This window comes from Euzebya tangerina (assembly GCF_003074135.1).
Taxonomy (GTDB): domain Bacteria; phylum Actinomycetota; class Nitriliruptoria; order Euzebyales; family Euzebyaceae; genus Euzebya; species Euzebya tangerina.
On the sequence record NZ_PPDK01000001.1, the window covers coordinates 2,126,725 to 2,150,747 of the forward strand.

Here is a 24,023-nt window from a genome sequence, read left to right on the forward strand (position 1 = left end):
TCCGTAGGGTAATCGTCGCTCAGCAGCACTCCCATACACTCCCAGACCACATGCCACCCCCACCCGCATCAGCGTCTGCGTCTGCATCCGGAGAGCCCGACGGCCGCGACCTGCCCACGATCACGGTCGTGGTCGTCAACCTCAACGGCAAGGACCTGCTGGGTCCGTGTCTGGACTCGCTGGCGGCGCAGGCCTACCCGGCCGAGCAGATCGAGATCATCCTGATCGACAACGCCTCGACGGACGGGTCGGTGGCGCAGGTGCGGCGAACGCACCCGGACGTCCGGATCCTGGTCAACGACACCAACGTCGGCTTCAGCCCCGCGGTCAACCAGGCGGCCGTGACCGCCCAGGGCACCTACCTCGCCCTGCTGAACAACGACGCCGTCGCCGATCCGCTGTGGCTCAGCGAGGCCGTCCAGCACCTCGAGTCCTACGACGAGGCCGCCTGTGTCGCCTCCCTGATCCTGCGCGACGACAAGCAGACCATCGACTACGCCGGCGGGACGATGGCGTTCAACGGGATGGGGTACGCCGAGCACGTGGAGCAGGACAAGGCCATGGCGCCGACGGCCAGCCAGCCGACGCTGTTCGCCTCTGGTGGTGCGATGGTCACGCGGACGGTCGTGTTCCGGGAGACCGGCGGCTTCGACGACAGCTACTTCGCGTTCTTCGAGGACGTCGACTTCGGCTGGCGGCTGTGGGTCATGGGGTATGAGACCCACCTCGTTCCCAGCTCGGTCGTCTACCACCGGCACCACGGCACCATCAAGCGATTCGGCTACGCCAGGGAGCGGTATCTGCTGGAGCGCAACGCCCTGGCCACCATCTTCAAGAACTATGGCGACCAGAACCTGGCCACGGCGCTGCCACCCGCAATCCTGCTGACCGTCCTGCGAGGTCTGTCCGACGTCGACGGTGGCGACGGTCTGCCCGACTTCACCATCACCACGGGGGCGAGGAACCTGGATGAGGAGCGGGTGGCGATCCCCGCCCTGACCGCCGCGCACCTGGCCGCCCTGAGGGACTTCGGGCGGGCCCTCCCGGAACTCAACGGCAAGCGGCAGCAGATCCAGCTGCGCCGAGCCCGACCGGACGACGTCATCCTGCCGCTGTTCAACGAGACGCTGCGGCCCAACGTCTCGGGGCCGGAGTACAAAGAGGCGTGGGAAGCCGCACTGGAGATCTTCGGCCTCCGAGAGCACCTGGACCGACCAACCCGGGTGTTGATCATCACCGGCGACCGGCTGACGCCCAAGATGGCCGGCCCTGCCATCCGGGCCTACGAGATGGCGACGGCACTCACCGAAGCCGGCCTGGACGTCACGCTCGGGTCGCTGTCCCCGCCGCAGATCGGCGGCCGCACGATCGGCAAGCGCGAGTTCGTCACCACGGACGTGGGTGCGCCCGGCGCCATCGACAACTACCTGGGCGCCACGGACGTGGTGATCTTCCAGGGCTTCGTCATGCACGACCTGCCGCAGATCGACGCCTTCGACGGGCCGGTGGTGGTCGACATCTACGACCCCTTCCACCTGGAGAACATGACGTCCCGCAAGGACGACCACGGCTGGTTCCGCTACGCCACCCACCACTCGGACACCGCGGTGCTGAACCGCCAGTTGGAGCGCGGCGACTTCTTCGTCTGCGCGTCGGAGAAGCAGCGTGACTTCTGGCTGGGGCAGCTGTCGGCGGTCAAGCGGGTCAATCCGGCCACCTTCGACGCTGACGAGTCCCTTCGCGGTCTGGTCGACGTCGCCCCCTTCGGCCTCCCCGGCGGGCCGCCGATCATGACCGAGCCGCGGGCCATCAGGAGCCGGCACGAGGCGATCGAGACCGGGGACTTCGTGCTGCTCTGGGGTGGCGGGATCTACAACTGGTTCGACCCGCTCACGCTGCTGCGAGCGGTCGGCCAGGTCGCCCATGACCACCCGGCCGTGAAGCTGTTCTTCATGGGCAACGCCCACCCGAACCCCGACGTGCCGAAGTTCGCCATGGCGGGGAGGGCATTCGCGCTGGCCCAGGAGCTGGACCTGCTCGACTCCCACGTCTTCTTCAACGACGGCTGGGTCGAGTACGCCCACCGACAGAACTTCCTGCTGGATGCCAGCGTCGGGGTCTCCACCCACTACGAGCACCTGGAGACGCGCTTCAGCTTCCGCACGAGGATCCTGGACTACATCTGGTGCGAGTTGCCGATCCTCGCGACCGAGGGTGACACCCTGTCGGCGCTGATCCGCGAGCGCGGGCTGGGCCTCACCCTTCCCCCCGAGGACGTCGACGCGTGCGCCGAGGCCATCGTCCGGCTGCACACCGACACCGAGTTCTTCGAGAGCTGTGTGGCCAACCTGCGGGAGATCCAGGCCGAGATGACCTGGGGTCAGGCCATGGCCCCGGTGGTGGAGTTCTGCCGCAGCCCCCGTCGAGCGCCCGACAAGGCCGGCCTGCGGCGTGAGTACGTGACCGGCTCCCGACTGCCGGAGCCGCCAGCCCACGACGCCTCCGCGGTGGAGTACGCCGCCCGATTCGCCGAGGCGGTCAAGCGGGATGGCCTCGGCGCGGCCGTTCAGTACACGCGCAACATCGTCCGATCCAGGCTGAATCGGCGGTGATCCGCAAGATCGTCCGTCGACTGCTGCCCTACGGCAGTCGGCGCAACCACAACGCCAAGGTGGCGCTGGCGAGCCTGCGGGTCATCGAGCACCCGAACTACGATGCCAACTACAACCGGTGGATGGTGCTGGTGGAGCCCGAGGGGTGGCGGGCCGTCGTCCCGCACACCGACGCCGAGCCGCTCATCTCGGTGGTCGTGCCGTGCTTCAACACGCCGGCGCGCTACCTGGACCCGCTGATCGAGTCGCTGCACAACCAGTCCTTCGCCGGCTGGGAGGCCATCTTGGTGGACGCCTCGGACGAGGCTGCGTCTGCCGATCGAATCCGCGATGCCGCCACCACCGATTCGCGGTTCCGCTACCTGCGGGCCGAGGACAACGCGGGCATCTCGGCCAACACCAACGCCGGGATCGCGGCCGCGCGGGGGGCGTATGTGGCTTTCGTCGACCACGACGACACGCTCAGCGTCCACGCCCTCAACGAGGTCGCGGGCCGGCTGGCCGACGACCCCGGCCTGGACATCCTGTACTCCGACGAGGACAAGCTGAGCGAGGACGGTCGCTGGCGCCACACGCCGCTGTTCAAGCCGGGGTGGTCACCGCACACGTTCATGCAGGTCAACTACACCAATCACCTCTCGGTCATCCGCCGGGACCTGGTGGAGTCCGTCGGCCGGCTGCGTCCTGAGTTCGACGGGGCCCAGGACTACGACCTGCTGCTGCGCATCCACGCGACGACGCCCGACGTGCAGGTCGGTCACATCAACCGGGTGCTGTACCACTGGCGCGAGGCGTCCGGCTCGACCGCGCACCGGGTGGACGCCAAGACCTATGCCTTCGATGCCGGGGTCAAGGCCCACCAGGAGGTCCTCGACGCCTCCCCCTTCGAGGGAACGGTCGAGCGGATGTGGATGCGGCCGGGCTTCTACCGCCACATCATCACGCCGACCCAGCTGCGCAGAGCCGAGGTGTACGTCGCGCCGACCGAGCGGCTGGCCGACAACACCCGCCTGGCCGAGCGGCTGCGATCGATGACCTCGGCGCCGGCACTGGCGGTGTCGTTCCGGCCTTGTCTGCCGGAGGAATTGGAGGCGGCTCCGCCAGCTGATGGCGCCGACACCGCGGTGGTGAAGATCCGCATGCCGGTTCTGCCGGACCAGGCGACGTGGTTGCAGGAGCTGGTCGGCATCCTCCAACTGCCGGACGTGAACGAGATCGCGCCGCTGATCGTGTCCGCGGACGCCGGCCTGATCGTCGACAGCGGCCTGGTCGAACGGGAGGGGGAGCTGGTTGGCCTGTTCGCCGACCGACCCGCGGACGAGCAGTCGCCGGTCGGCCCACCCGAGTGGGTCCGTGACGTCGATGCGCTCTCCGGCGCCGTGGTGGCGTCCGCGCCTGATCCGACGGACGACGGGTACCGCGTCGTCTGGTCACACGTGCGCATGCGCCGGATCCCGGCGTTCGACAGCGCGTCGCCGCTGCTCAGCCGCAACCTCACCCTCGATGATGTCGGGGGGTTGATCCCCGATGGCTAGTGGTTCGGGGGACAGCTACATCGCCTACCTGGTGGTGTGCTGGAACAACGTCGACGTCATCAGCATGTGCCTCGAGGCCATCGCCGCGCAGACGGAGGCCGAGCACTCGGTGCTGGTGCTCGACAACAACTCCTCCGACGGCACCGCCGGGCACGTCAAGGCGACTCACCTGGCTGACTCGCGGGTCCGGCTGTTCCGGTCGGGGTCCAACCTCGGCTTCGCCAAGGGTGTGAACGCGCTGATCCCGCACGCGCTGGCCGACCCTCGGGTCACCCACGTCGCGCTGATCAACTCCGACGCAATCCTCGACCCCGCCTGGGCGGCGGAGCTGATGGGCGGCCTGGCCGACAAGCAGCGCGTGGCCTGTGCCCAGGGCACCACCCTGGACTTCGACGACCGGGCCCTGATCGACTCCACGCACATCTACATCCGCAGCGACCTGCAGGGTGCCCAGTACGGCTACACCGAGGTGTTCCGGCCCGAGCACGCCTGGACCCGCCAGGTCTTCGGCGTCAACGCTGCCGCGGGCCTGTTCAGCCGCGCGTTCATCGAGTCCCAACCCGGCCACCAGCTGTTCGACTCGCGGTTCTACATGTACCTGGAGGACGTCGACGTGGCGTTCCGGTCGACGATGGAGGGGTGGAACAACTACTACGTCCCGAGCGCGCGGGCCTACCACATGGGGTCGGTGTCGTCGAGCCGCCGGGCCAGCCACTACAACTACTTCATGACGTGGCGCAACCACACCGCGGTGCTGGTCAAGAACGCGCCACTGCGGACCATCGCGGCCCACCTCCCGCGTCTGCTGCTGGCCGAGTACGCCTTCTACCGGCACATGCAGGTGACCGGCGAGACGGAGGTGTTCAGCAACGTCAGCCGCGGCCGACTGGCCGGGCTGGCGCGGGCCCCCCTGTACCTGGGCAGCCGGGTGCAGCTGTGGCGTCGGCGACGGATCGACCATGCCAAGCTCGAGCGGTTCATCGCCGGTGACGGGATGCTCGGGTGAACGATCCGATGGTGAGCGAGCGACCTCGGACACGTGGGTCGCGGCGTGCTCCGTTGGCCCGGGCAGTGCAGGCGCGGGTTCCGGAGGTGCTCACCCGCCCGGGCACCCTGCGCTGGCTGGGAATCGGACTGATCATCCGGCTGCTGATCGCCCCGTTCACGATCAGCGCTGACCTGCTGGCGGTGTACTGGCGCAGTCACCTGATCGCCTACGACGGGGAGGTGTTCAGCGAGTACCTGGTCAACATGGGCGCCCACTACACCCACGCGCTCAGCCTGCGGCTGCTCGATCCCGTCCTGCCCTCCGCCGATGTGCTGTGGACCGACCCGTGGTGGTGGTCCGACAGCGCGGGCCTGGCGCCGCAGATCCAACGCGCGTTCGTGGACACCGATGGGATCTTCGGGACCTTGCTGGCGCTCAAGACGCCGTATCTGCTCTTCGACCTCGCCGCCGGTGTCGTGATCCTGCTGATGGTGGCCCGGGTTCCGGCGCGACAGGCTCAGCGGGCCTGGGCGTTCTGGATGCTCTCACCCATCGGCCTCTACGCCTCCTACGCCTTCGGTCGGTACGAGATGTTCGCGGTGGCGCTGGTGGTCGTGGCGATCTGGGCGTGTGAGAGCGACCATCCGTGGTGGGCTGCGGTGGCGCTCGGGGTCGCCATCACCATGCGGGGCTACCCGGTGATGCTCATCCCGATCTTCGCGTTGGTGGCGATGCGAGGGGTCACGCGTCAGGCGGCGTGGACGGCCCTGTCGTTGCTCCCCCTGGGTCTCGTGCTGTGGACCAACACGCTCTGGGCGGACACGCTGGGGGAGTTCTCGCGTCTGCGGGACTTCAACACGGGCGCGACCTTCTTCGCCTACACGCTGCCGGTGGACGGGCCGGGGCCGATCTACCTCTTCGGCCTGTTCGCCGTCGGGCTGTACGTGGTGCTGCTCGGCCGGTCCTACGACTGGTGGGGAGAGAGGCCGCCCGAGGTGAGCGAGCTCTGGGTGTGGCTGGCGGTGTTCCACGCCGGACTGTTCGCGCTCACGACGTTCAGTGCGCACTACTTCGCCTGGTTCACGCCGTTCGTGGCGTTGGCGCTGGCTCGCCGACCGACGTGGCGCGGGAATCTGGGCACCCACCTGCTGATGGTGGTGGTCGTGTTCGGGCTGGCCGATCTGCTGGGTGGGCCGGGGACGACGTGGGGGCTGTTCCAGCCGCTGGCGCCGGACCTGGCGGACGCCGTGCCCAACCTGCGGGAGGTGACATTGACCAGCCCGGACCTCGCGACCCAGCTGGCCGGCGGGTTCCGCTCGGCCTTCATCGCGGTGATGGTGATCTGGGCGTGGCCGGCGGTGCGTGAGCTGGCGCGGTCGTCGGGTCCGTCGTCGGGTCCGTCGCCCACTCGGCCGTGACCGCCAGGGGTCAGAGGCCGTGACCGCGAGGGGTCATGGGCCGTGACCGCCAGGGGTCACAGGTCCTCGGGGCGGCCTGGGCCTGGCGGGTGGACTTCCCGCCCGTGAGGGCTGGGAAGTCCACCCACCCCTGGCCGGGCACGAGTGGGATCAGCAGGCGCTGTGGTCCACCTGGAGCGGGCCCGTGGCGTACACGCTGGCCGAGGTGTCACCGCGGGTTCCGGTGACGTGGACCCAGTACGTGCCCGGTGGCACCTGGCACGTGTCGACCTCCACACCCGTGCCCGTTGTGCTCGTGCCGGTCCCAAGGACCTTCCCGTCGAACCCGACCCGGTCGGTGTCCAGGGCCACGGTCAGCTGGGTGGCGTCCAACCCCTCGTCCGCCCGGGTCTCGGCGATGTCCACCACGAACGGGCCCGATGCCTCGTCGTCGGCCCGGATGGCGATCTCGTCGATCGTCCAGTTCCGAGCTCCGGGGTCCTCGTTGGGGTCGAACCGAAGCTGCTCGACCGGCTGAGTGGTCCACGGCGCCACACCAGGTTCCAGCGCCAAGGGATCCAGCATGGAGAACGTGAACGAGTCGTAGGCGGCGTAGGACACGATGTCGTTGCCCGTCTGGAAGTTGTCGCTGCGGCCCCACAGCAGCCGGGCCATCGACCCACCGCCGGGATTGAAGGACAGGTCAGCGGGGCCCTCGTTGCCGAAGCGCAGGGTCACCCGGTGGTAGCGGGTCGGGTCCAAGGGTACCGGCCCCATCCGCAGGTCGACGCCGGGGTCGTTGGAGGTGTTGGTGCCGAACAGTACGCCGCCCTCGAAGCGCTGGTTCCGGGTGCTCCAGAAGCGGGTGACATCGGTCGGCTGGTCGAAGTCCCACGCATCCCCGGTGGTGGCCGTGATGTAGTCCTCCCCGCCTTGATCGTCGGGGTTGGTGATCTGGATCCGGGGCGGCTCCACGACCTCGAGCTCGCTGCTGACACCGTCTGCGCCCGTGAGCGTGTAGGTGCCGTTGGGGGCACCGTTCAGCGAGAACGTCGTGCCGTCGAGAACCGGCTGGATGTCCCCCTCAGGACCAGCGGTGATCTGGAGGGGTGCGACACCTGCCACCGTGGTGCTGGGCTGTGCGGTGGGGATGACGCGGGCCCAGTCGACCCGCAGGTCCGCGGCACCCGTGGCCCCGAAGCGGAGGCCGTAGACCGGTCCGTCCCAGTTCGGCTCGACCTCGATGGTCTGCCAGCCGGGTCGGAGTGGTGCGGTGTGGTTCAGGCTGCAGTGGCCCGGCGGCTCGAGGCACATCTGCGACCCGACGACGCCGAGCGTCTCGACGCTGGAGTGGACGCGGACCTGGACCCGCCCGAAGCGGCCTGGATCGATGGGGTTGAGGGCGCCGTCGCGACCCATGGCGATCGCGCCGGGCATGCCCTGCCACAGCAGGTGGACGTGCCCGGCGTTGGTGCTGAAGCGCAACTCACCCTCCTCGAGCCGCGCGTTCCAAGCTTGGTACATGGTCCCGGGCGCGAGGACGATGTCCTCGATGTTGTCGTAGTCCCACGGGTCACCGAGCACATGGGTGGCGAAGTCGGGGACTCCGGCCAGTTGCGGTGAGCGCCCAGGGAGGACGGTGGCGATCGCGGTCTGGGTGACACCGTCCGCGTCAACCGAGGTGATCACGAGGTGACAGGACGATCCGACGTCGCCAGCCAGCGCGACGGACCCGCCCGAGGGAATGGAGGTAGCGGCGCTGATGCAGGTGCCGAGCAGACCGATGTCCCCACTCGCCCCCTCCACGGTGACGCTCATCTCCTCGCCGGGGCCGGGATTCGGCGGTGTCACGGTGACCGCCGTTCCCGGGGCCAGTTCCATGGCGGAGGCCGCGTCGGCGCACGCGCCGGAGTCGCCGGCACAGACCAGCGGGCCCGATTGGTTGGCAAGACCGGCGCGCGCGGCGTCGCTGAGGCCACCGGCTGAGAGGACGACCGCGGCACCGGTCGCCGACGCAAGCGATGCGCTCGCGAAGCCAGCGACCCAGGCGTCGGGTGCGCCGGCGTCGAGGACGACGGCGTGGGCACTCGGCTGGGCTCCGTCATCGTCCTGCGACGCACCGCCCGGACGGGTCGCGCCGCTCAGCGGTGAGACCGCGCGGAACGCGCTGCGCTCACCTTGGACGGCCTCAGCGGTCTCGACCCGAGTGCTGCCCGCTAGGCGACGGGTCGCGAAGCCCAGCTCGTCCAAGCGGCCCTCCACCGCAGCGCCGACCGCCGCACCACCGCCGATGAGGATGACCTCACGCGGCTGCAAGTCGATCAGGGCGGCCTCGGTCTCACCGGAGAGGACGTCGGTCTGGGTGAGCAGGATCGGGCGTCCGGCCTCGGCGGCCAGGGACCCGGCGGCCAGCGAGTCTGCGAAGGCGCGGGTCTCGTCGCCACCGTCGCCGAACGCGCGGGCGAGCATGACCGCGTCCACGCCGTCGGTGCGCTGGCCCGCGACCTCGTCGGCGATCGCCGCTGCCGTGGCCAGTCGTGTCGAGCCGGCGATCCGGAGGACGCTCAGACCGAGTGCGGCGACGCTGTCTGCCGTGGTCCGACTCACCGCGCCCTCACCACCCAGGACCAGGGCCTCACCGGCTTCCAGCCGTTCGATCTCCGCCGCGACTGCCGTCGGGACAGGAGCGGTCCCGTCGACGAGCAGGAGCGGCGCGCCCGACTGCAGCACCCCCGCCGCCAGCGCATCGGCGAAGGCATCCGAACGGGCGATCAGAACACGCTCCGCGGACATCCCCGGAGGGAAGGACAGCCGGGCCAGGGCAAGACTTGCGGCCGTCGGGTCCGACGGGATCCAACGCAGGTCGGGTGAGGCGATCACGTCGGGCTGCTCGGCATCGGGCTGGGGCTGGGCGGATGCCGAGCGCGGCGGGGCCACAAGAGCCAGGCTCACAGCGAGGGCGAGCAGCCCAGCGATGAGCAGACGCCACGGCCATCTGTCACTCAGGGTAGTCACCCGTTACTTGTCGGTGAGTACAGCGGAGGGCTTGAGTGGTCGGCGTACCATTCCCCCGATGTCGTCCCCCGTCGCTGTAGCCACCGAGGTCTGGCAGACCCGGGAACTCCTCGCCAACCTCATCCGCAAGGAGTTGAAGGTCCGGTACAAGGGATCGGCGCTCGGGTTCGCGTGGTCGATGATCACGCCGCTCGCGCTGGCGGCCATCTTCACGCTGGTCTTCGCGACGTTCCTGCGGATCCCCTTCGGGGACGGCAACTTCACCGTCTTCTTCCTGGCCGGCTACCTGGTGTGGGGGTTCTTCCAGAACTCGGTGATGTCGTCGGCGGGCTCGATCATCGCCAACGGGGGGCTCATCTCCAAGGTCTACTTCCCCCGAGAGCTGATCCCCATGTCGCTGGTGATCGCCCAGGGGGTCCACCTGCTGATCGGCCTGGCGGTCGTGAGCCCGCTGTTCATCTGGGAACGAGGGTTCCACCCCGAACTCCTACCGGCGATCGTCGTCGCGCTGCTGCTCGTCGCGCTCTTCACCGCTGGGGTGTCGATGCTGTTCGGCGCACTCACGGTCAAGTTCCGTGACCTCACCGAGTTGCTCCCCGTGGTGATGATGGCGTGGTTCTACCTGACCCCGATCATCTACTCGATCGAGACGATCCGGGGGGCCGCCAGCAACGGCGACACCTGGGTCACCGTGCTGCGCGTCAACCCGATGACGTGGTTCGCCGAGCTGTTCCACACGCTGCTGTACGGCATCGCGCTGCCACTCGACCCGAGCAACCCACTCGGCAGCCCACCACACCCACCGCCGCAGATCCCCGACCTCGCCACCTGGGGCGTCTGCACCCTCTGCGCCGCCCTGGCCTTCGTCTTCGGCTACGTGGTCTTCCGGCGCTCGGCCTCGAGCTTCGCCAAACAGGTCTGAGCGTGCCCGGGCGCTAACCTCCTCGCATGGACGTGCGCAGCAGACTCTCGCGGCTCAAGCCGCGCCTGGTTCGATCAGGCGGGAGCGGCAGCGCGCCGGCCGAGCCAGTGTTGCCTGCTGAGCCAATGTTGCCTGCTGAGCCAGCGGAGCCCCCCGTGGCCGATGGGCCCACCCCGATCCTCGATACCCACGTCAACGAGCCCCCCACCGTCCAGGGGACGCTGGACATCTTCCACGGCGGCTGGGCCTCTGCCATGCCGGGGTCCCTCGGCGAGGTCCAGGCCGGCCAGAGCCCCCTGTTCGAGGACCCCCGCATCACCCAGACCATTGCTGCCGTCGGTGGCGTCGACGGCAAGCGCGTCCTCGAGCTCGGACCGCTCGAGGCCGCCCACACCACCATGCTCGAGCAGGCCGGCGCCGCGTCGGTCCTCGCGATCGAGGGCAACACCAAGTCCTACCTCAAGTGCCTCGTCGTCAAGGAGCTGCTCGGGCTGCAGCGCTCGCGGTTCCTCTGCGGCGACTTCGTCAGCTGGATGGAGGACAACCCCGAGGAGCACTTCGACCTGGTCGTGGCCTGTGGGGTGCTGTACCACATGCAGGATCCGGTGCGGGTCATCGAGCTGGCGGCTGGTGCGGGGGACCACCTCTACATCTGGACCCACTACTACGACGCCTCCTCCTTCAGCGAGGAGGTGGCGGCCATGTTCTCGGAGGCCGTGCCCGTCGAGCGCGGCGAGCGCACCTACACCTACAACAAGCACCAGTACCGCGACGACCGGGCGGCGGACCACTTCTGGGGGAGCGGGCATCACTACAGCGTCTGGCTGAGCCACGACGACCTCCTGGCGGCCGTCAGGTCCACAGGCCTCGAGGTCGTGGACACCACGCTGCACACCGACGGGGTGCCCAGCATCGAGATCCTCGCCTCACGACCGTGAGCATGTCGACTCCTGCGCCTGGCCAGCCCATGAGCCAGCGCACGCCCGCGATCCGCGTCACCGACCTCCACGAGGTCTTCAAGATCTACGACGAGGTCCCACCCGGCATCAAGGAACGGCTGACCAGCTTCCGGCGCAGCTCGTTCCGCGAGTTCCACGCGCTGAACGGCGTCACCCTGGACATCATGCCGGGGGAGCGGGTCGGGCTGATCGGTCACAACGGCTCCGGCAAGTCGACCCTGCTCAAGTGCATGGCCGGAATCCTCCCCGCAGACCAGGGGTCCGTGGAGACCAACGGCCGCGTTGCCACGCTGCTCGAACTGGGGGCCGGGTTCTCCCCGGAGCTGACCGGCCGGGAGAACATGTTCCTGAACGGGTCGATCCTGGGTCTCTCGCGCGCAGAGGTGGAGGCGAGCTTCGACGACATCGTCGACTTCGCGGGCATCCGGGATTTCATCGACAACCCGGTCAAGAACTACTCCAGCGGCATGTACGTGCGGCTGGGCTTTGCGATCGCCGTCCACGTCGACCCCGACATCCTGCTGGTCGATGAGGTCCTGGCCGTGGGCGATCAGACGTTCCAGGAGCGGTCGCTTGCGCGGATGACCGCCTTCGCCGAGGCCGGCAAGACCGTCGTGCTCGTCTCCCACGACCTGGAGTCCATCAACAACCTGTGCGACCGCGGGATCCTGCTCGAGTCCGGCCGGGTGGTCTTCGACGGCCCGGTCTCCCAGGCGCTGGAGGAGTACCAGCGCCGCCTGGCCAGCGGGCACGGGGCGGAGATGCGCCTGCCCGAGCTGTCGGCTCACGAGTCCGTCGAGGAGGACGAGGACACGGTGACCGGAGCGGTCACGATCACCGATGTCGGCGTGACGTTCCCGGATCTGCCGGCATCCGAGACGCCGAGCGGACCCTCGGAGGCCGTCGACACGGGCACCGCGGCCCGGTTGACGGTGACGGCCCAGCCGACGCGGCAGCTGATCGGCGACGGGGGCCTGTACGTGCGGATCGTGCTGCGCCGACCGGACCTGGCGATGCCGCTGTACGACTCGCGGACCTCCTACCGCGTGCAGTACGTCGCCCCGCCGCCGCCTGACACGCCGTTCACCACCACCGTGGACCTGCGGCTCAACGTGTTGTCCGGCACCTACCTGGTCGATGTCGAGATCGGCAACGCCGAGACCGACGAGGTGCATGACCAGGCGCTGGAGGCGGCCCGTGTGGTCGTGCGGGGCGAGCCGTGGGATGTGGGGGTCGTCCCGGTGGAGGCGACCTTCACCGTCGACAACCCGGCCGGGGTCTGGCCACCGGAGTCCGAGCCACCGGCGCCCGAGGACGGTGGGCCGGCGGCACACCCGGACCCGCTGTGGCCGCGGGGCGCGGAGCCACCGACGGCCACTCGCTGAGGACCGCCGCCTCGCCGGGTCGCACGAAGCGCCTCCTCTAGCGCGATCGCGCAGTTCCTCGGCTCTGGCCGAGTATCTCCACGATCGCGCACCAGCGGCGCGCCGGTCAGCGCTTGGAAACCTGTCTGCGGCGGCCGAGCGCCACCAGCACGCCCGCCCCACCAAGCAGCACCAGCCAGACCAGCGCGAACCACGGCTGGTCCAGCAGCCGGGCACCAGCGCCTCGCACGACCTCGACCACGTGGTCGCTGACGGAACCGTCGGTCGTCACCACCCGGAAGGCCAGATCGCCATCGGTTGGCCGTCCGTCCACCACCAGCTGTCCCGCCGCGTACGGATCGTTCTCGATGCCGACGGTCCCCGCCAGCGTCCGGTTGCTCCACACCGCGAGCGGCGTCGCCCCGTCCCAGGACAGCTGCACCTCGGCCAGGTCCCCCACCACGACGGGCGGGTCGAAGGAGGCCGCAACCCACGCGCCGTCGGTGAGGTCTGCGCCCGACACCGCCGTCTCCCTCGGTCCGCTGGCCCCCTCCACCGTCACCGTCAGTATGCCCTCGGGATCGGGCTCCTGGGCGAACGTGGCAACGCTCACGTCGATCCGACTGACGGATTCGCCGACCGGGTTGAGAATTTGTCCGACCGAACTGTCCGCTTCAACCACCAGCGGGACGTTCAGCGACGGTTGGAACGGCTCCCCACCCACGCGTCCACACCCAGCGCTGAGCAGGAGAATCGTTGCAATTCCGAGCCTTGCCACACGGCGCATCGGCTCACTGTAGTCCGATCAGGCAGGTGGACCACCGGACGATGAGTGCTCGGGAGCACCTGAGGCATTCTCCCTGGCATTACGGCTTGAGGGCCCGCCGACTACGGAGAGTGAGACCCATGAGCGCACCAGCCTCGACCGTCCACCGGTCGCCCGTCCGCCTGAACCGTCGCACGCTGCTGGGGGGCTTCGCCGCCGCCGGCGCCCTGGCAGCCATCCCCGCGGTACCCGCATCAGCTCAGTCCGCCGCCGACAGCACACTGCTGCGGCTCATCAACGAGTACCGGCAGCGCAACGGTCTCCCGGCTCTCACCGAGGATCCGGCCCTGTCGGCGGTCTCGCGAGGCTGGTCGCAGGTGATGGCCGCGAACGGTGGCCTGTCGCACAACCCGAACGCCGTGCAGCAGTACGGCCGCGCCGTCGGCGCCTCGGGTGAGATCGTCGGGTATGCGGCGCAGAGCGGCGTCGCCGACGAGGAGCTGGCAGCACGCGTCGTCCAAGGCTGGATCAACTCCCCACCACACCGCGCCATCATGCTCGGCAGCAACTGGAACCGGATCGGCGTCGGGTCGGTCAGGGCCGCCGATGGCCGCCTGTACGGCACCGGCAACTTCGTCCAGCTGCTGGAGGAGGAGTCCGCCCCGCCACCACCACCCCCACCACCACCGCCAGCCGAGGAGCCAGAGCTGTCCCCGGCAGGCGCGGAGGCGCTGGCGCTCTCACAGGCGCTCATGGCGGCAGCCAGCTGCCCCCGGATCGTGATCAGCCGGGACGACCTGGCGGTCGACGCCCTCGCTGGCTCGGGACTCGCGGGCGCGGACAGCCCGATCCTGTTCGTCAAGCAAGGACGACGCCTGCCCACCGCGGTCGTCGAGGAGATCAGCCGAGTATCGACCGCCGACACCCGCGTCTACCTGCTCGGCGGCGGCCTCTCGAGCGAGGCCGAACAACAGATCGCCGCAACGGGCGCGCAGCCCGTCCGCCTGGCGGGCTCCTCCCGCTACGCCACGGCCCTCTTGGTCGCACGAGAGCTGCTGGCCGTGCGCGGCCGTCCGTCACGCATCCACCTGATCGGCGCCGACGCATGGGCCGACGCCGTGTCCATCGCCGGCCAGTCAGCCCTGCACGGCGAGCCGGTGCTGCTCCTCGACCGGAGCCGAGTGCCCGGCGAGACCGCCGAGATGCTCGACGCCGTGCCCGAGGCAGACCGGCTGGTGATCGGTGGGACCGCGGTGGTCAGCGACCCCACGATGCGGGCCGCAGGGGCCCGTCGCCTGACTGGTCGTGACCGCTCGGAGACCGGGGCCAACGTCATGCGTGGGCTGTGGGCCCAGGAGCCCCGCTTCGGGGGGCACCTGATGGTGACGCCGGGATGGGCAGCGGACGGCTGGGCCTCCGCGCTGGCCCACAGCTCCTACGCCGCCAGGCATCAGGCTCCGTTGCTGTTCGCCGGTGACACCGAAACTCCCGGGCCGGTCCGGACGGTCCTGGCCGAGCAGAACTACGGACCAGCATCTGCGCCGACGCTGCGGTTTGCCGAGGGCGTGAACGCGACCGTCCGCGACGAGATCCGGGCTCTGACCGGCAACTGACCGCCCACACCCCGGCGTGACAATCCCGCGCATGAGGTATCAGTGACGACGGCCGGTTCGTCCTAGGGTTACGCGGCGGTCCGTTCGAGACCGCCATCGCCCAAGGGAGCCTCAGGCCCGCAATGCGCACGACCTCACCCACTCGCCACCCCCGTTCACGACTGCTGGTCGCCATCGCCGTCCTTGCGCTGCTCGCCGGCACCATGACGGCAGCGATCGCTGATCCCGCCGACACGATCTCCATCATCAAGGACGGGGAGGAGGGGCTGTCCACGGCTGAGATCGCCTCACGCCTGACGGACGCGACGTTCGCCTCGGCGGAGCGGGTCCTGATCGGTCGTGACGACGAGTTCGCGGACGCCATGACCTCCGGCCTGCTGCAGAGCGAGAGTCCGCTGCTGCTGGTCCCGTCGGCGGGTCCGATCCCACCGGAGATCATGACCCAGATCGAGCTGCTGGATCCGGCGGAGGTGCTCCTGCTGGGCGGCGTCGATGCCATCTCCGCCGGGGTGGAGGCGGAGCTGACCGGTGAGGGCTACGCCGTCGATCGCACCTTCGGTCCCTCGCGCATCGAGACGGCGACGGCCATCGCCGACGTGGGAGCGCAGGGCTCCGAGACCGTCCTGATCGCCCGGGCCTTCTCCGACCCGACGGTGGGGGATCCGACCCAGGCCTTCGCCGACGCGATGGCCGCCGGCGGTTGGTCCGCGTCGTCGGGCTGGCCCATCCTCCTGACCGAGACCGAGGTCCTGACCGGGACGACACGCAACTACCTGTCGAGCGGCGCTGTCCGCAATGCGTTCATCCTGGGCGGCACTGCCGCGGTCAGCGCCGAGGTCGAGGCCGAGCTCCGGCTGCTGGTGGACAATGTGGAGCGGGTGGCGGGCAGCGACCGGTTCGGCACGGCGGTCGCCGTGGCCGAGAAGGTCGGCGCCCCGACGGCTTCCGATGCCGCTCGGCTGACGCTGGTCGACGGGCAGGGCGACAACGCCTGGGCGGGCGGGTTCGCCGCGGCGGCCCACTCCGCTCGCTTCGGCGCACCGATCGTGCTCACCTCCGGCGAGGTCATCCCGCCGGCCACGGCGGCCTGGCTGAGCAGTGCTCAGACCCCCGAGGCCCGACGGGGATCGGTGGGCGACACCCCCAATGACACCGATCCGATCCGACTCACCTGCGTGACCGTGGCCTCGGTCTGCGACGAGGCCCGCAGCCTGCTCGAGCTGCCGCCGCGGGTCCTGCTGCGCTTCGACCCGCCGAGCGGATCGACCATCACCCAGGGCGATGGGGTCGAGATCCTGGCCAACAACACCGTGGACGAGCTCCAGATCAGCGGATCCTGCACCGACGGGCCGATCGCGGGGCCCAGTCCGACAGACGTGACGATCACCACGGTCGGGGAGTGCGAGCTGATCGTCACGCCGATCCTGCCGGGTGGTGTGGCTCAGGACGCAACGACGGCCTCCTACACGGTCATCCCGCCCGAGGATCCCGTGCCCCAGGTCGTGTTCCATGCGGGGGAGGAGGCGACGGACCAGACGACCGGAGAGCTGCGACTGGTTGGTGTCGATGGCTCGAACCCGCGCGTCATCGACGCGTGCGACGGCTGCCGCGACCTTCGGGTGTCGGCGGACGGCCAGACGCTGGTGTACGTGCACGATGACCAGATCATCACCCGCACGGGCCAGGACTTCGCCACGCCGACGACCCTGGTCCCGTTGGCAGACGCCGTCAGCTGGTCCGAGCCGCAGTTCACCCCCGATGGCCAGGCCGTGATCGCCACCCGCAACAACAACGGCGACATCGGCGTGGAACGCATCACTCTCGCGGACGGAACCATCACCCCCCTGGCCCCGGGTCACCGCGTCGCCGGCAGCGATGCCGTCGGCGCCGCCGACGGCGCGGCCAGTGGTGCGGGGGTGTTGGTGTACGTGATCGAGAGCGTCCAACCTGGTGTCCAGAGCAATCTGGGTCTGGTCGACATCGCCGGTGGCCCGGTGATGCCGCTCGTGACCGTCCCAGGGGTGCTCCAGTCGGCCGCCCTCAGTCCCGACGGCACGGCCTACGCCTACGACCGCGGCGGAGATCCGCAGGTCAGCGTCGGGTTCTTCGAGCAGCGCCCCACACTTGACACCGATCTCGGCGCGGACCTGCGGATCGGCCAGCTGGTCTGGGCTGACGACAGCACCGTCCAAGGTCTTGACTACAACCCTCCACCGCTCAAGGCGGCTGGACTGGCGACCACCGCCCAGGTCGATGTGACCGTCGGGGCGCAGGACCTGACCGTGGACGAGGGACCGCGCCGGCAGACCCTCATCGATGTCGGCCGTCCCGGTCCCTCTGGCGGCTCCCTGATCGCCCAGATCGGCACCGATCTGGCCTTCGCCGACACCGGCGTCACGATCACCGACGTGACCGGAACCCAGGTGACCAACCCCCACGTCCTGCCCGTCCCATGACGGCGTGGCCATGAGGGTCACGGTCTGCGTGGTGTCCTACAACACCGCGGACCACCTGGCGGCCGCGCTGACCAGCCTGCTGGACCAGACCCACCCCGACCTGCACCTCGTCGTGGTGGACAACAACTCACATGACGGTTCGGCGGATATCGCGCGGCGGTTCTCCGACGTCGAGGTGATCGCCAACCGCCGCAACCTGGGCTACACCGGGGCCGCCAATCAGGCGCTGGCCCGTGCCGCCGACGGTGGGTTCTTCCTCGTCACGCCAGACGTGCGCCTGGATCCCGGCCACATCGCAGCCCTCGCGACGGGTCTGGAGGCCCGGCCGCACGCAGCCAGCGTGCAGGGCCGGCTGCACCGCATGCGGCCCGACGGGTCCGTCGTCACCGTCGATGGCCAGCCGATGATCGACTCCGCCGGGCACAGCGCCCACACCAACCGGGTCTTCCGCAACCGCGGTGACGGCCTCCCGGACGACGGCAGCTACGACGACCCGGTCGAGATCTTCGGCGTCACCGGCGCCGCTGCGCTCCACCGCGTCGCCGCCCTCCACGACATCGCCCTCGACGGGGAGGTGTTCGACGACGATCTCTTCGCGTTCTTCGAGGACGTCGACATCGACTGGCGGCTGAAGGCGCGAGGGTGGCAGGCGTGGTACCTCCCCGATGCCGTCGGCCGTCACGAGCGAGGCGGGGAGGGCGCCCGCCGGAGCCGACTGGTCGAGCGACTCAGCTACCGCAACTGGTTCCTGACCGTGGCCAAGAACGACGACCCCGGATCGCTGCTGCGCCACTGGCACCTGCTGGGCGCGACGACGGCCCTCCGCACCGCCGACCTCGCGCTGACCGTGCCGCTGGCGTTCCTCGGCGCCGTCCGCGATCTGGCAGATCCTCGCTCGACTCTGCGCAAGCGCCGGCTGGCCGAGGCCCACCGGACGGTCCCGAACGCCGAGATCGTGGCGCGTTGGTTCGAGCCCTTCGACTACCGGGCCTGGGTGGCCAAGCGGATCAGACGGGGCTGGTAGTCGCCCGGCCAGAGCGGGCGGGTGGACTTCTCCGGCCTGGGGGCCGGGGAAGTCCACCCACCCGGTCAGGTACCAGCCCGGCCACGCGCCACGGCACCGATCCAGCCAACGGATGGCACCGATCTGGACAACGGATGGACGGTGTTGCCCCACCGGAGTTGGCGGCGCCGCCGTTTAGGCTGGGCCGGAGAGCAATTGCCGAAAGGTACACCTGCGCATGAGCGACATCGAATCACGAGTGGACCAGGCCTTCGAGAGCGCGGTGACCGCTCAACTCGAGGAGCAGCGCCGGATCCGGCGCCTGGTCAGCCGTGTCGAGGAGAGCCTGGTCACGGTGTCCGATGGCCTTGCGACACTGTCCGACCAGTTCGGCGGGGCAGCCAGTGAGCTGACCAAGAACACCGTCAGCCCACGGGAGCTCGACTACGTCCGGGACCAGCTCGTCACCGCCCTCGACCGCGTCGAAGGCGGCATCGCCGGCGTGGGGGCGCAACTGGCCGACAGCGAGACCCTCACCGAGTTGCGGCGCACCGTCGCAACCCTGCGTGAGGAGATGATCAGCGGCCTCGAGCGGGTCGAGCACGGGGCCTCCCCGATCGCCGACGCCGTGGCCCAATCGCGCAGTGACGTCCTGGTCGCCATCGACCGGGTGGCCGACATCGCCCGATCGGAGCAGGACCGTCGCTGGACGGGCGCGATCGAGCGTCTGGACGACGCGATCGAGAGCCTGGAGGACCGGGCGGACGCGCAGACCGCGGGGACCCGCGAAGCCGTCGAGACCCTGCAGCGCAGCGCGGCCGGTGCGCTGGCCAGCCTGGCCGAGTCCACGGAACGAGACCTGGCCGCGCTCCTCGAGTCGGCGCGGGCGGACATCGGCGACGCCAGCCGTGCGGCAGGCGAGACGGCAGCTGCGACCGGCTCGGCGGCCATCGAGGAGATCGCGGTCGCCGCAGCACAGCAGGCCATCGCGGCCCTCCAGGAGCAGTCCCAGGCATCGGTGGAGCGGCTCTCGCGGGTGTCCGAGCGCCAACTGACGGAGGTCGTGACGACCGCCGCCACGCAGGCCGCGACCGAGGTGGCCACCCGCCTGAGCAACGTCGCCAGCCAGGTCACCGTGGACCTCACGGAGTCCTCACGGCAACTGGACGAGGCCAGCACGGCCGTCGGTGACGCCGCAGCCCAAGCCACCCGCGAGGCCATCGCCGGTGAGCTGGCCGGACTCCTGGACACCGCGGCCGATCGCAACGAGCGGCTCGCCGGACTCATCGATCGGGCCGCCGATCTTCGCACGGACCTGGAGCCGCAGCTTCGTGACGCACTGGCTGGCACCACCGAGCAGCTGGCCACGATGTTGGACGCCCAGCGTCAGCAGATCGTGGAGACCGTCACGGAGCTGGCCGGGGCACGAGGTGCCGGCATCGGCGATGTGCGCTCCATCGTCGACCAGGCGGTCGCCCGGCTGGAGCGCAGCAGTGTCGAGCGCTTCGCCGACCTCACCGAACACTCCACCCAGGCAGCCGACGCGCTCACCCAGGCGGCAGCGCTGGTCACCCAGGTCACCACCGACAACGCCGCGCAGACCCGACAGACGCTGGACACCGCCCTCGATGCCCTGCTGGGCGCCAACGAGGACCGGACCGAACGCGTGGCCGCGGCTGCGGCCCTGCTGACCGACGCGGCGTCGTCGCTCGAGCCGCGCCTGGCGCGCGCGCTCGCGGACGTGCAGACCTCCTTGCGGGAGGTGGCGGCGGAGGACCGGGCCGAGGTCGACGCGGCACTTGCGGCGCTCACCGAGGCGTCTTCGTCTGCCCGCGAGGGCGTGCTGGAGGCGGTGGGGCGGGCGACGGCCAGGCTGGCGGAGGCGCACGGATCGGGCCTGGCGCGCCTGACCGAGGCGGCCGAGACCCTGGAGCAGATGCCGGCGGAGCTGCAGCCGGTGCTGCTGGCCGCGGTCACGCAGGTCCAGGACGGCGTTGCGCAGGCCGTGGAGGACCTGGGCGCCGCCTCGGCTGCAGCGGCCCAGACCCTGGAGCCCCAGGTCCGGCAGTCCCTGGTCGACGTCCAGCAGGCGCTGGGCGAGGTCGTCAGCGGCGAGAAGGCCCGGTCCGACCAGGCCATGGCGATGCTGACCGACACCGCCCGTGCGGCTGCCGAGCGGGTCCAGTCCGCCGCCGACGAGGCCACTCGCCGCTTCACCGAGGCGCAGGTCGAGAGTCTGACGGGCTTGACGGAGGCATCCCGGACCCTCCGCGACGTGGTCGAGTCCGTCCCGGGCAGGATCGAGGGGGCCACGCAGCGACTGCAGCAGTCGCTCACCGACGTGGCGCTGGCCGACCGCGAACGGGTGGAGGCGTCCCTGGCCGAGCTGACGCAGGCCGCGGCCGACATGACCGAGATCGCCCAGTCCTTCAGCGACACCGGGCGCAGCTTCCTCCCCTCGGCGAAGGGGCTGGTGAATCAACTGGCGGCGGCGGTCGACCAGGCGGCCGAACGCTCCAGCGGGGTGGCCAGCGAGGTCACCGCCGAAGCTCGCGGGATGCTGACCGAGGCCATCGGCCAGGTCCGCACCGAGCTGGCCGAGGACCTCGAGCAGACCAGCACACGCATCGAACAGACGACGGCCGCGCTCTCCGAGGCCAGCCTGGCCAACACCGATCGGCTGCAGCAGGCGGCCGAGGACCTCGCCGCGGTTGCCCTGCAGATCAGGCCGGACGTCACGGCGCTCGTGACCGACGTCCGCCAAGCCCTGCAGGACGACGTCGCAGCATCCCGGTCCGCCACGACGGAGTCGATGACGCTGCTCGGGGATGCGACGCGGCAGACCCGGGCGGCCCTCGAGGCCGGGCTGGCCGATGTCACCGGGGACCTGGCGTCGACCATGACCGAGAGCCTGGCCTCCCTCCAGGAGCGCTTGCAGGCCGCCGGCGAGGACCAGGTCGCCCAGACCTCTGCACTGACCGCAGCGACGTCGGAGCTGTCCGTACGGGTGGGTGAGGCGCTGGAGATCGCCGTCGACGGCCTCCGGCAGGCAGCCGAGCAGGCTGCAGGCCAGCTGGGTGAGGCCTCCGACCAGATGGCGACGCGGATCGAGGCGAGTACGGAGGCCGTGGCCGGCGGGTTGGCCGAGCAGATCACCCGGGCACGAGACAGCGTCGCGGAGGCCAGCACCCGGATCGACGGTGCCGTCGAGCAGCTGGGCTCGGCCGGACAGTCGATCGCCGCCGACATCCAGGCGGCCAGTTCGGACGTCGGACGGCAGCTCTCCCAGGACGTCGCGGGAACGCGGCGGGAGCTGGAGACGATCCACCGCCGGCACACCGAGCAGCTGGAGACCCTCATCACCGAGGCCACCGAGCGGCTGACGGCCGAGCTGACGTCGACCCGGGAGGGCCTCGCGGAGACGTTGACCGGCGGTCGGGCCGCTGGACAGGAGACGGTGGCGGGGGTCGAGGCCACGGTGACCCGGCTCATGGACGGCTTGGGCGACCAGGTCAGTGCCCTGGAGGGCGTGGTGAGCCGCGCTGTCGACCAGAGCGAGGAGCTCAGCTCGCGCGGACACACCGAGGTGGGGGAGCTGCTCACCGCCGTCCGCGAGGAGATCGACACCCAGATCAGCCTCACCCGGACGGCCCTGCGGGGCCAGGTGGATCGGCTCGCGCAGCGGGAGCGTGAGGACGCCGGCCGGGTCGGCGACATCGCCGGACGCATGGAGGAGCTGCTGCTCGACCTGCCCTCCGACGTGACCTCGACCGTCTCGAGTGTCCGAGATGCCCTGGTCGCCAGCGTCGAGGAGGACCGTCGCCAACGGGATGAGGTGGTCCGGGACCTCGGCGCGGTCGTCGAGTCGGTCCGGTCGGAGATCATCGACGCGGTCGGCCAGCTGAACCAGGCCGTCACTGTCGCGCCCTCGCTCTTCGAGGACCCCGCGTCCACCGCTCTGGGGACGATGCTGTCCTCCATGGAGCGGCGCCTGGCCGACCAGATCCAGCAGATGGTCGCCGCGGCGATCGAACAGCAACCCGTGCCGCCGCCGCCCGGTCCATCACGGCGAGACGTCGTGAGCATGATCGACGCTGCGGTCGAGCGGATGAGTGCCGCCACGGAGGAGGGGCTCAGGGTTTCGCTGTCGGACACCGATCAACGGCTCGCAGACCTGGCTGTCGCCGTCGATTCGCTCCGCGGACGACTCGAGGAGGGGCCGGCCACCGGACCAGATGGCATGGAGGTGATGGAACGGGCCGACCGCCTCATCACGGACCTCCGCCGCGGGCTGCGCACCGATGCGGATGCCGTCCTCGATGCTCTCGCAGTCCGAGCGGACGAGGTCCTGGCCGGGGTCGACGCGCAGGCCAGCACCGTGCTGGCGCAGCTCGCGAGCGCCGAATCCTCGCTGCGGACCCAGCTGTCCCAGGCCTTCCAGCAGGCTCAGGACGACAGCCTCGGCAGGCTGGACGAGGCCACCTCCCGACTGGCAGCCATCAGCCCCGGAGTGGACCGCCAACGGCGGCCGAGTGCGGAGGGCGCCGAGGTCGGCCTGGCCGACGTCAGAGCCTTGCTGTCGGACGTGACGGACCGCTTCGAGCAGTTGGAGATGGCCATGACCGGGCACGTCCAGGACCTCAAGGGCGATGCGGAGGACACCGAGCGAGTGTTGGCCACCATGGCCGGACAGCTGCAGGATCTCCTGTCGCGCGATGCAGACGGCGGGCGGCACCGCTGGGCCCAGCCCCGTCCCGGTGACCGCCCTCCGGCTGACCGCCCCCGGGCTGACCGGCCGCCGGTTGACGTGAGGGACACCGCTGCTCGGGTGACGGCGCCACCACCGCCGTCCGTGCCCGCGCCGGTCGCCGATGTGCCGGTGCTGGAGCGCCGGCGGGGGCTCGGCAACGTCTGCCCGGACTGCGGCTTCGTGGCCAAGACGCCACCGGGACTGGCAGCGCACCGGCGGACCTGCACCGGCGCCTCCGAGTAACCCCGCCGGCGGGCCCAGGAACCCCGTACCACAGATTCGCCGGATCGGGGTTGACGTTCCGCACGTCTTGCCACAGACTTACAGGCACGTAGTTACACACCGGATACTCGAGGCCACTGGATGTGGCCGGTGACCTGAAGGACGGCACATGATCGGCATAGAGCAACTGCCATGGGCAGACCAGGCCAAGTGCCTGCAGGCCGAGCCTGACACCTTCTTCCCGGAGAAGGGGGGCTCCACCCGCGAGGCCAAGCGCATCTGCTCGATGTGCGAGGTGAAGGCCGAGTGTCTGGAGTTCGCCCTGGCCAACGAGGAACGATTCGGCATCTGGGGCGGGATGAGCGAGCGGGAGCGGCGCAAACTCAAGCGACTGGCCTCCTGACCACCCCCAGCCCGTGGC

Annotated in this window: 14 protein-coding genes; 12 read left to right on the top strand and 2 right to left on the bottom strand. The window is 70.2% G+C overall.

Going from position 1 to position 24,023, the window contains the following annotated elements:
• Positions 1-50: 50 nt before the first annotated feature.
• The 4 genes from C1746_RS09805 to C1746_RS09820 all read left to right on the top strand — a co-directional run bounded on the left by C1746_RS09805 (position 51) and on the right by C1746_RS09820 (position 6,553).
• Positions 51-2,612: a glycosyltransferase gene (locus C1746_RS09805; RefSeq protein ID WP_162867583.1), complete on the top strand. Its 2,562-nt coding sequence runs from the start codon at positions 51-53 to the stop codon at positions 2,610-2,612.
• Positions 2,609-4,147 carry a glycosyltransferase family 2 protein gene (locus tag C1746_RS09810; protein ID WP_116714420.1) on the top strand — a complete coding sequence of 513 codons (1,539 nt, stop codon included), beginning with the start codon at positions 2,609-2,611 and terminating at the stop codon, positions 4,145-4,147. The genes C1746_RS09805 and C1746_RS09810 overlap by 4 nt, the downstream gene beginning before the upstream one ends.
• Entirely contained in the window at positions 4,140-5,153 is a 1,014-nt protein-coding gene (locus tag C1746_RS09815; RefSeq protein WP_116714421.1) for a glycosyltransferase family 2 protein, read from the top strand. The genes C1746_RS09810 and C1746_RS09815 overlap by 8 nt, the downstream gene beginning before the upstream one ends.
• An 86-nt stretch (positions 5,154-5,239) precedes the next feature.
• The gene (locus tag C1746_RS09820) at positions 5,240-6,553 is read left to right on the top strand and encodes a glycosyltransferase 87 family protein (RefSeq protein ID WP_162867584.1); all 1,314 of its coding nucleotides are present in this window, start codon (positions 5,240-5,242) and stop codon (positions 6,551-6,553) included.
• 150 nt (positions 6,554-6,703) lie between these two features.
• Here the strand turns inward: C1746_RS09820 and C1746_RS09825 are convergent, their stop codons facing one another.
• Positions 6,704-9,547, bottom strand: coding sequence for a cell wall-binding repeat-containing protein (locus C1746_RS09825; RefSeq protein WP_205711796.1), 2,844 nt, complete (start codon positions 9,545-9,547; stop codon positions 6,704-6,706).
• 58 nt (positions 9,548-9,605) lie between these two features.
• Between C1746_RS09825 and C1746_RS09830 the strand changes: the two genes are divergently transcribed.
• From C1746_RS09830 to C1746_RS09840, 3 genes are all read left to right on the top strand, one after another.
• Positions 9,606-10,469 (top strand): ABC transporter permease, encoded by an 864-nt coding sequence (locus tag C1746_RS09830; protein ID WP_162867586.1) that lies wholly within the window; start codon positions 9,606-9,608, stop codon positions 10,467-10,469.
• A gap of 155 nt (positions 10,470-10,624) precedes the next feature.
• On the top strand, positions 10,625-11,407 hold the full coding sequence (locus tag C1746_RS09835) for a class I SAM-dependent methyltransferase (RefSeq protein ID WP_116714425.1): 783 nt from the start codon (positions 10,625-10,627) through the stop codon (positions 11,405-11,407).
• Between the two features lie 29 nt (positions 11,408-11,436).
• A complete protein-coding gene (locus tag C1746_RS09840; RefSeq protein ID WP_116714426.1) occupies positions 11,437-12,813 on the top strand; it encodes an ABC transporter ATP-binding protein in 1,377 nt (458 codons plus the stop codon).
• Between the two features lie 106 nt (positions 12,814-12,919).
• Here C1746_RS09840 and C1746_RS09845 read toward each other — a convergent pair whose 3' ends face one another.
• Positions 12,920-13,405 (bottom strand): hypothetical protein, encoded by a 486-nt coding sequence (locus C1746_RS09845; RefSeq protein ID WP_162867587.1) that lies wholly within the window; start codon positions 13,403-13,405, stop codon positions 12,920-12,922.
• A 293-nt stretch (positions 13,406-13,698) separates the two neighbouring features.
• On the opposite strand from C1746_RS09845, the gene C1746_RS09850 reads away from it, so the two are divergent.
• The 5 genes from C1746_RS09850 (at position 13,699) to C1746_RS09870 (ending at position 24,005) form a co-directional block, all read left to right on the top strand.
• Entirely contained in the window at positions 13,699-15,171 is a 1,473-nt protein-coding gene (locus tag C1746_RS09850) for a cell wall-binding repeat-containing protein (RefSeq protein ID WP_162867588.1), read from the top strand.
• Positions 15,172-15,293: 122 nt separating this feature from the next.
• Positions 15,294-17,627: a cell wall-binding repeat-containing protein gene (locus tag C1746_RS09855; RefSeq protein ID WP_116714429.1), complete on the top strand. Its 2,334-nt coding sequence runs from the start codon at positions 15,294-15,296 to the stop codon at positions 17,625-17,627.
• 10 nt (positions 17,628-17,637) lie between these two features.
• Positions 17,638-18,651 carry a glycosyltransferase family 2 protein gene (locus C1746_RS09860; protein ID WP_116714430.1) on the top strand — a complete coding sequence of 338 codons (1,014 nt, stop codon included), beginning with the start codon at positions 17,638-17,640 and terminating at the stop codon, positions 18,649-18,651.
• Positions 18,652-18,868: 217 nt separating this feature from the next.
• Positions 18,869-23,623, top strand: a complete 4,755-nt coding sequence (locus C1746_RS09865) for a coiled-coil domain-containing protein (RefSeq protein WP_116714431.1) — start codon at positions 18,869-18,871, stop codon at positions 23,621-23,623.
• A gap of 148 nt (positions 23,624-23,771) precedes the next feature.
• Entirely contained in the window at positions 23,772-24,005 is a 234-nt protein-coding gene (locus C1746_RS09870) for a WhiB family transcriptional regulator (RefSeq protein ID WP_116714432.1), read from the top strand.
• Positions 24,006-24,023: the final 18 nt, after the last annotated feature.

Excerpts from the sequence above, each read along its gene's own strand:
- C1746_RS09805 (WP_162867583.1), top strand. The coding sequence starts at position 51 with ATGCCACCCCCACCCGCATCAGCGTCTGCGTCTGCATCCGGAGAGCCC.
- C1746_RS09815 (WP_116714421.1), top strand. The coding sequence starts at position 4,140 with ATGGCTAGTGGTTCGGGGGACAGCTACATCGCCTACCTGGTGGTGTGC.
- C1746_RS09830 (WP_162867586.1), top strand. The coding sequence starts at position 9,606 with ATGTCGTCCCCCGTCGCTGTAGCCACCGAGGTCTGGCAGACCCGGGAA.
- C1746_RS09840 (WP_116714426.1), top strand. The coding sequence starts at position 11,437 with ATGAGCCAGCGCACGCCCGCGATCCGCGTCACCGACCTCCACGAGGTC.
- C1746_RS09850 (WP_162867588.1), top strand. The coding sequence starts at position 13,699 with ATGAGCGCACCAGCCTCGACCGTCCACCGGTCGCCCGTCCGCCTGAAC.
- C1746_RS09855 (WP_116714429.1), top strand. The coding sequence starts at position 15,294 with ATGCGCACGACCTCACCCACTCGCCACCCCCGTTCACGACTGCTGGTC.
- C1746_RS09860 (WP_116714430.1), top strand. The coding sequence starts at position 17,638 with ATGAGGGTCACGGTCTGCGTGGTGTCCTACAACACCGCGGACCACCTG.
- C1746_RS09865 (WP_116714431.1), top strand. The coding sequence starts at position 18,869 with ATGAGCGACATCGAATCACGAGTGGACCAGGCCTTCGAGAGCGCGGTG.
- C1746_RS09870 (WP_116714432.1), top strand. The coding sequence starts at position 23,772 with ATGATCGGCATAGAGCAACTGCCATGGGCAGACCAGGCCAAGTGCCTG.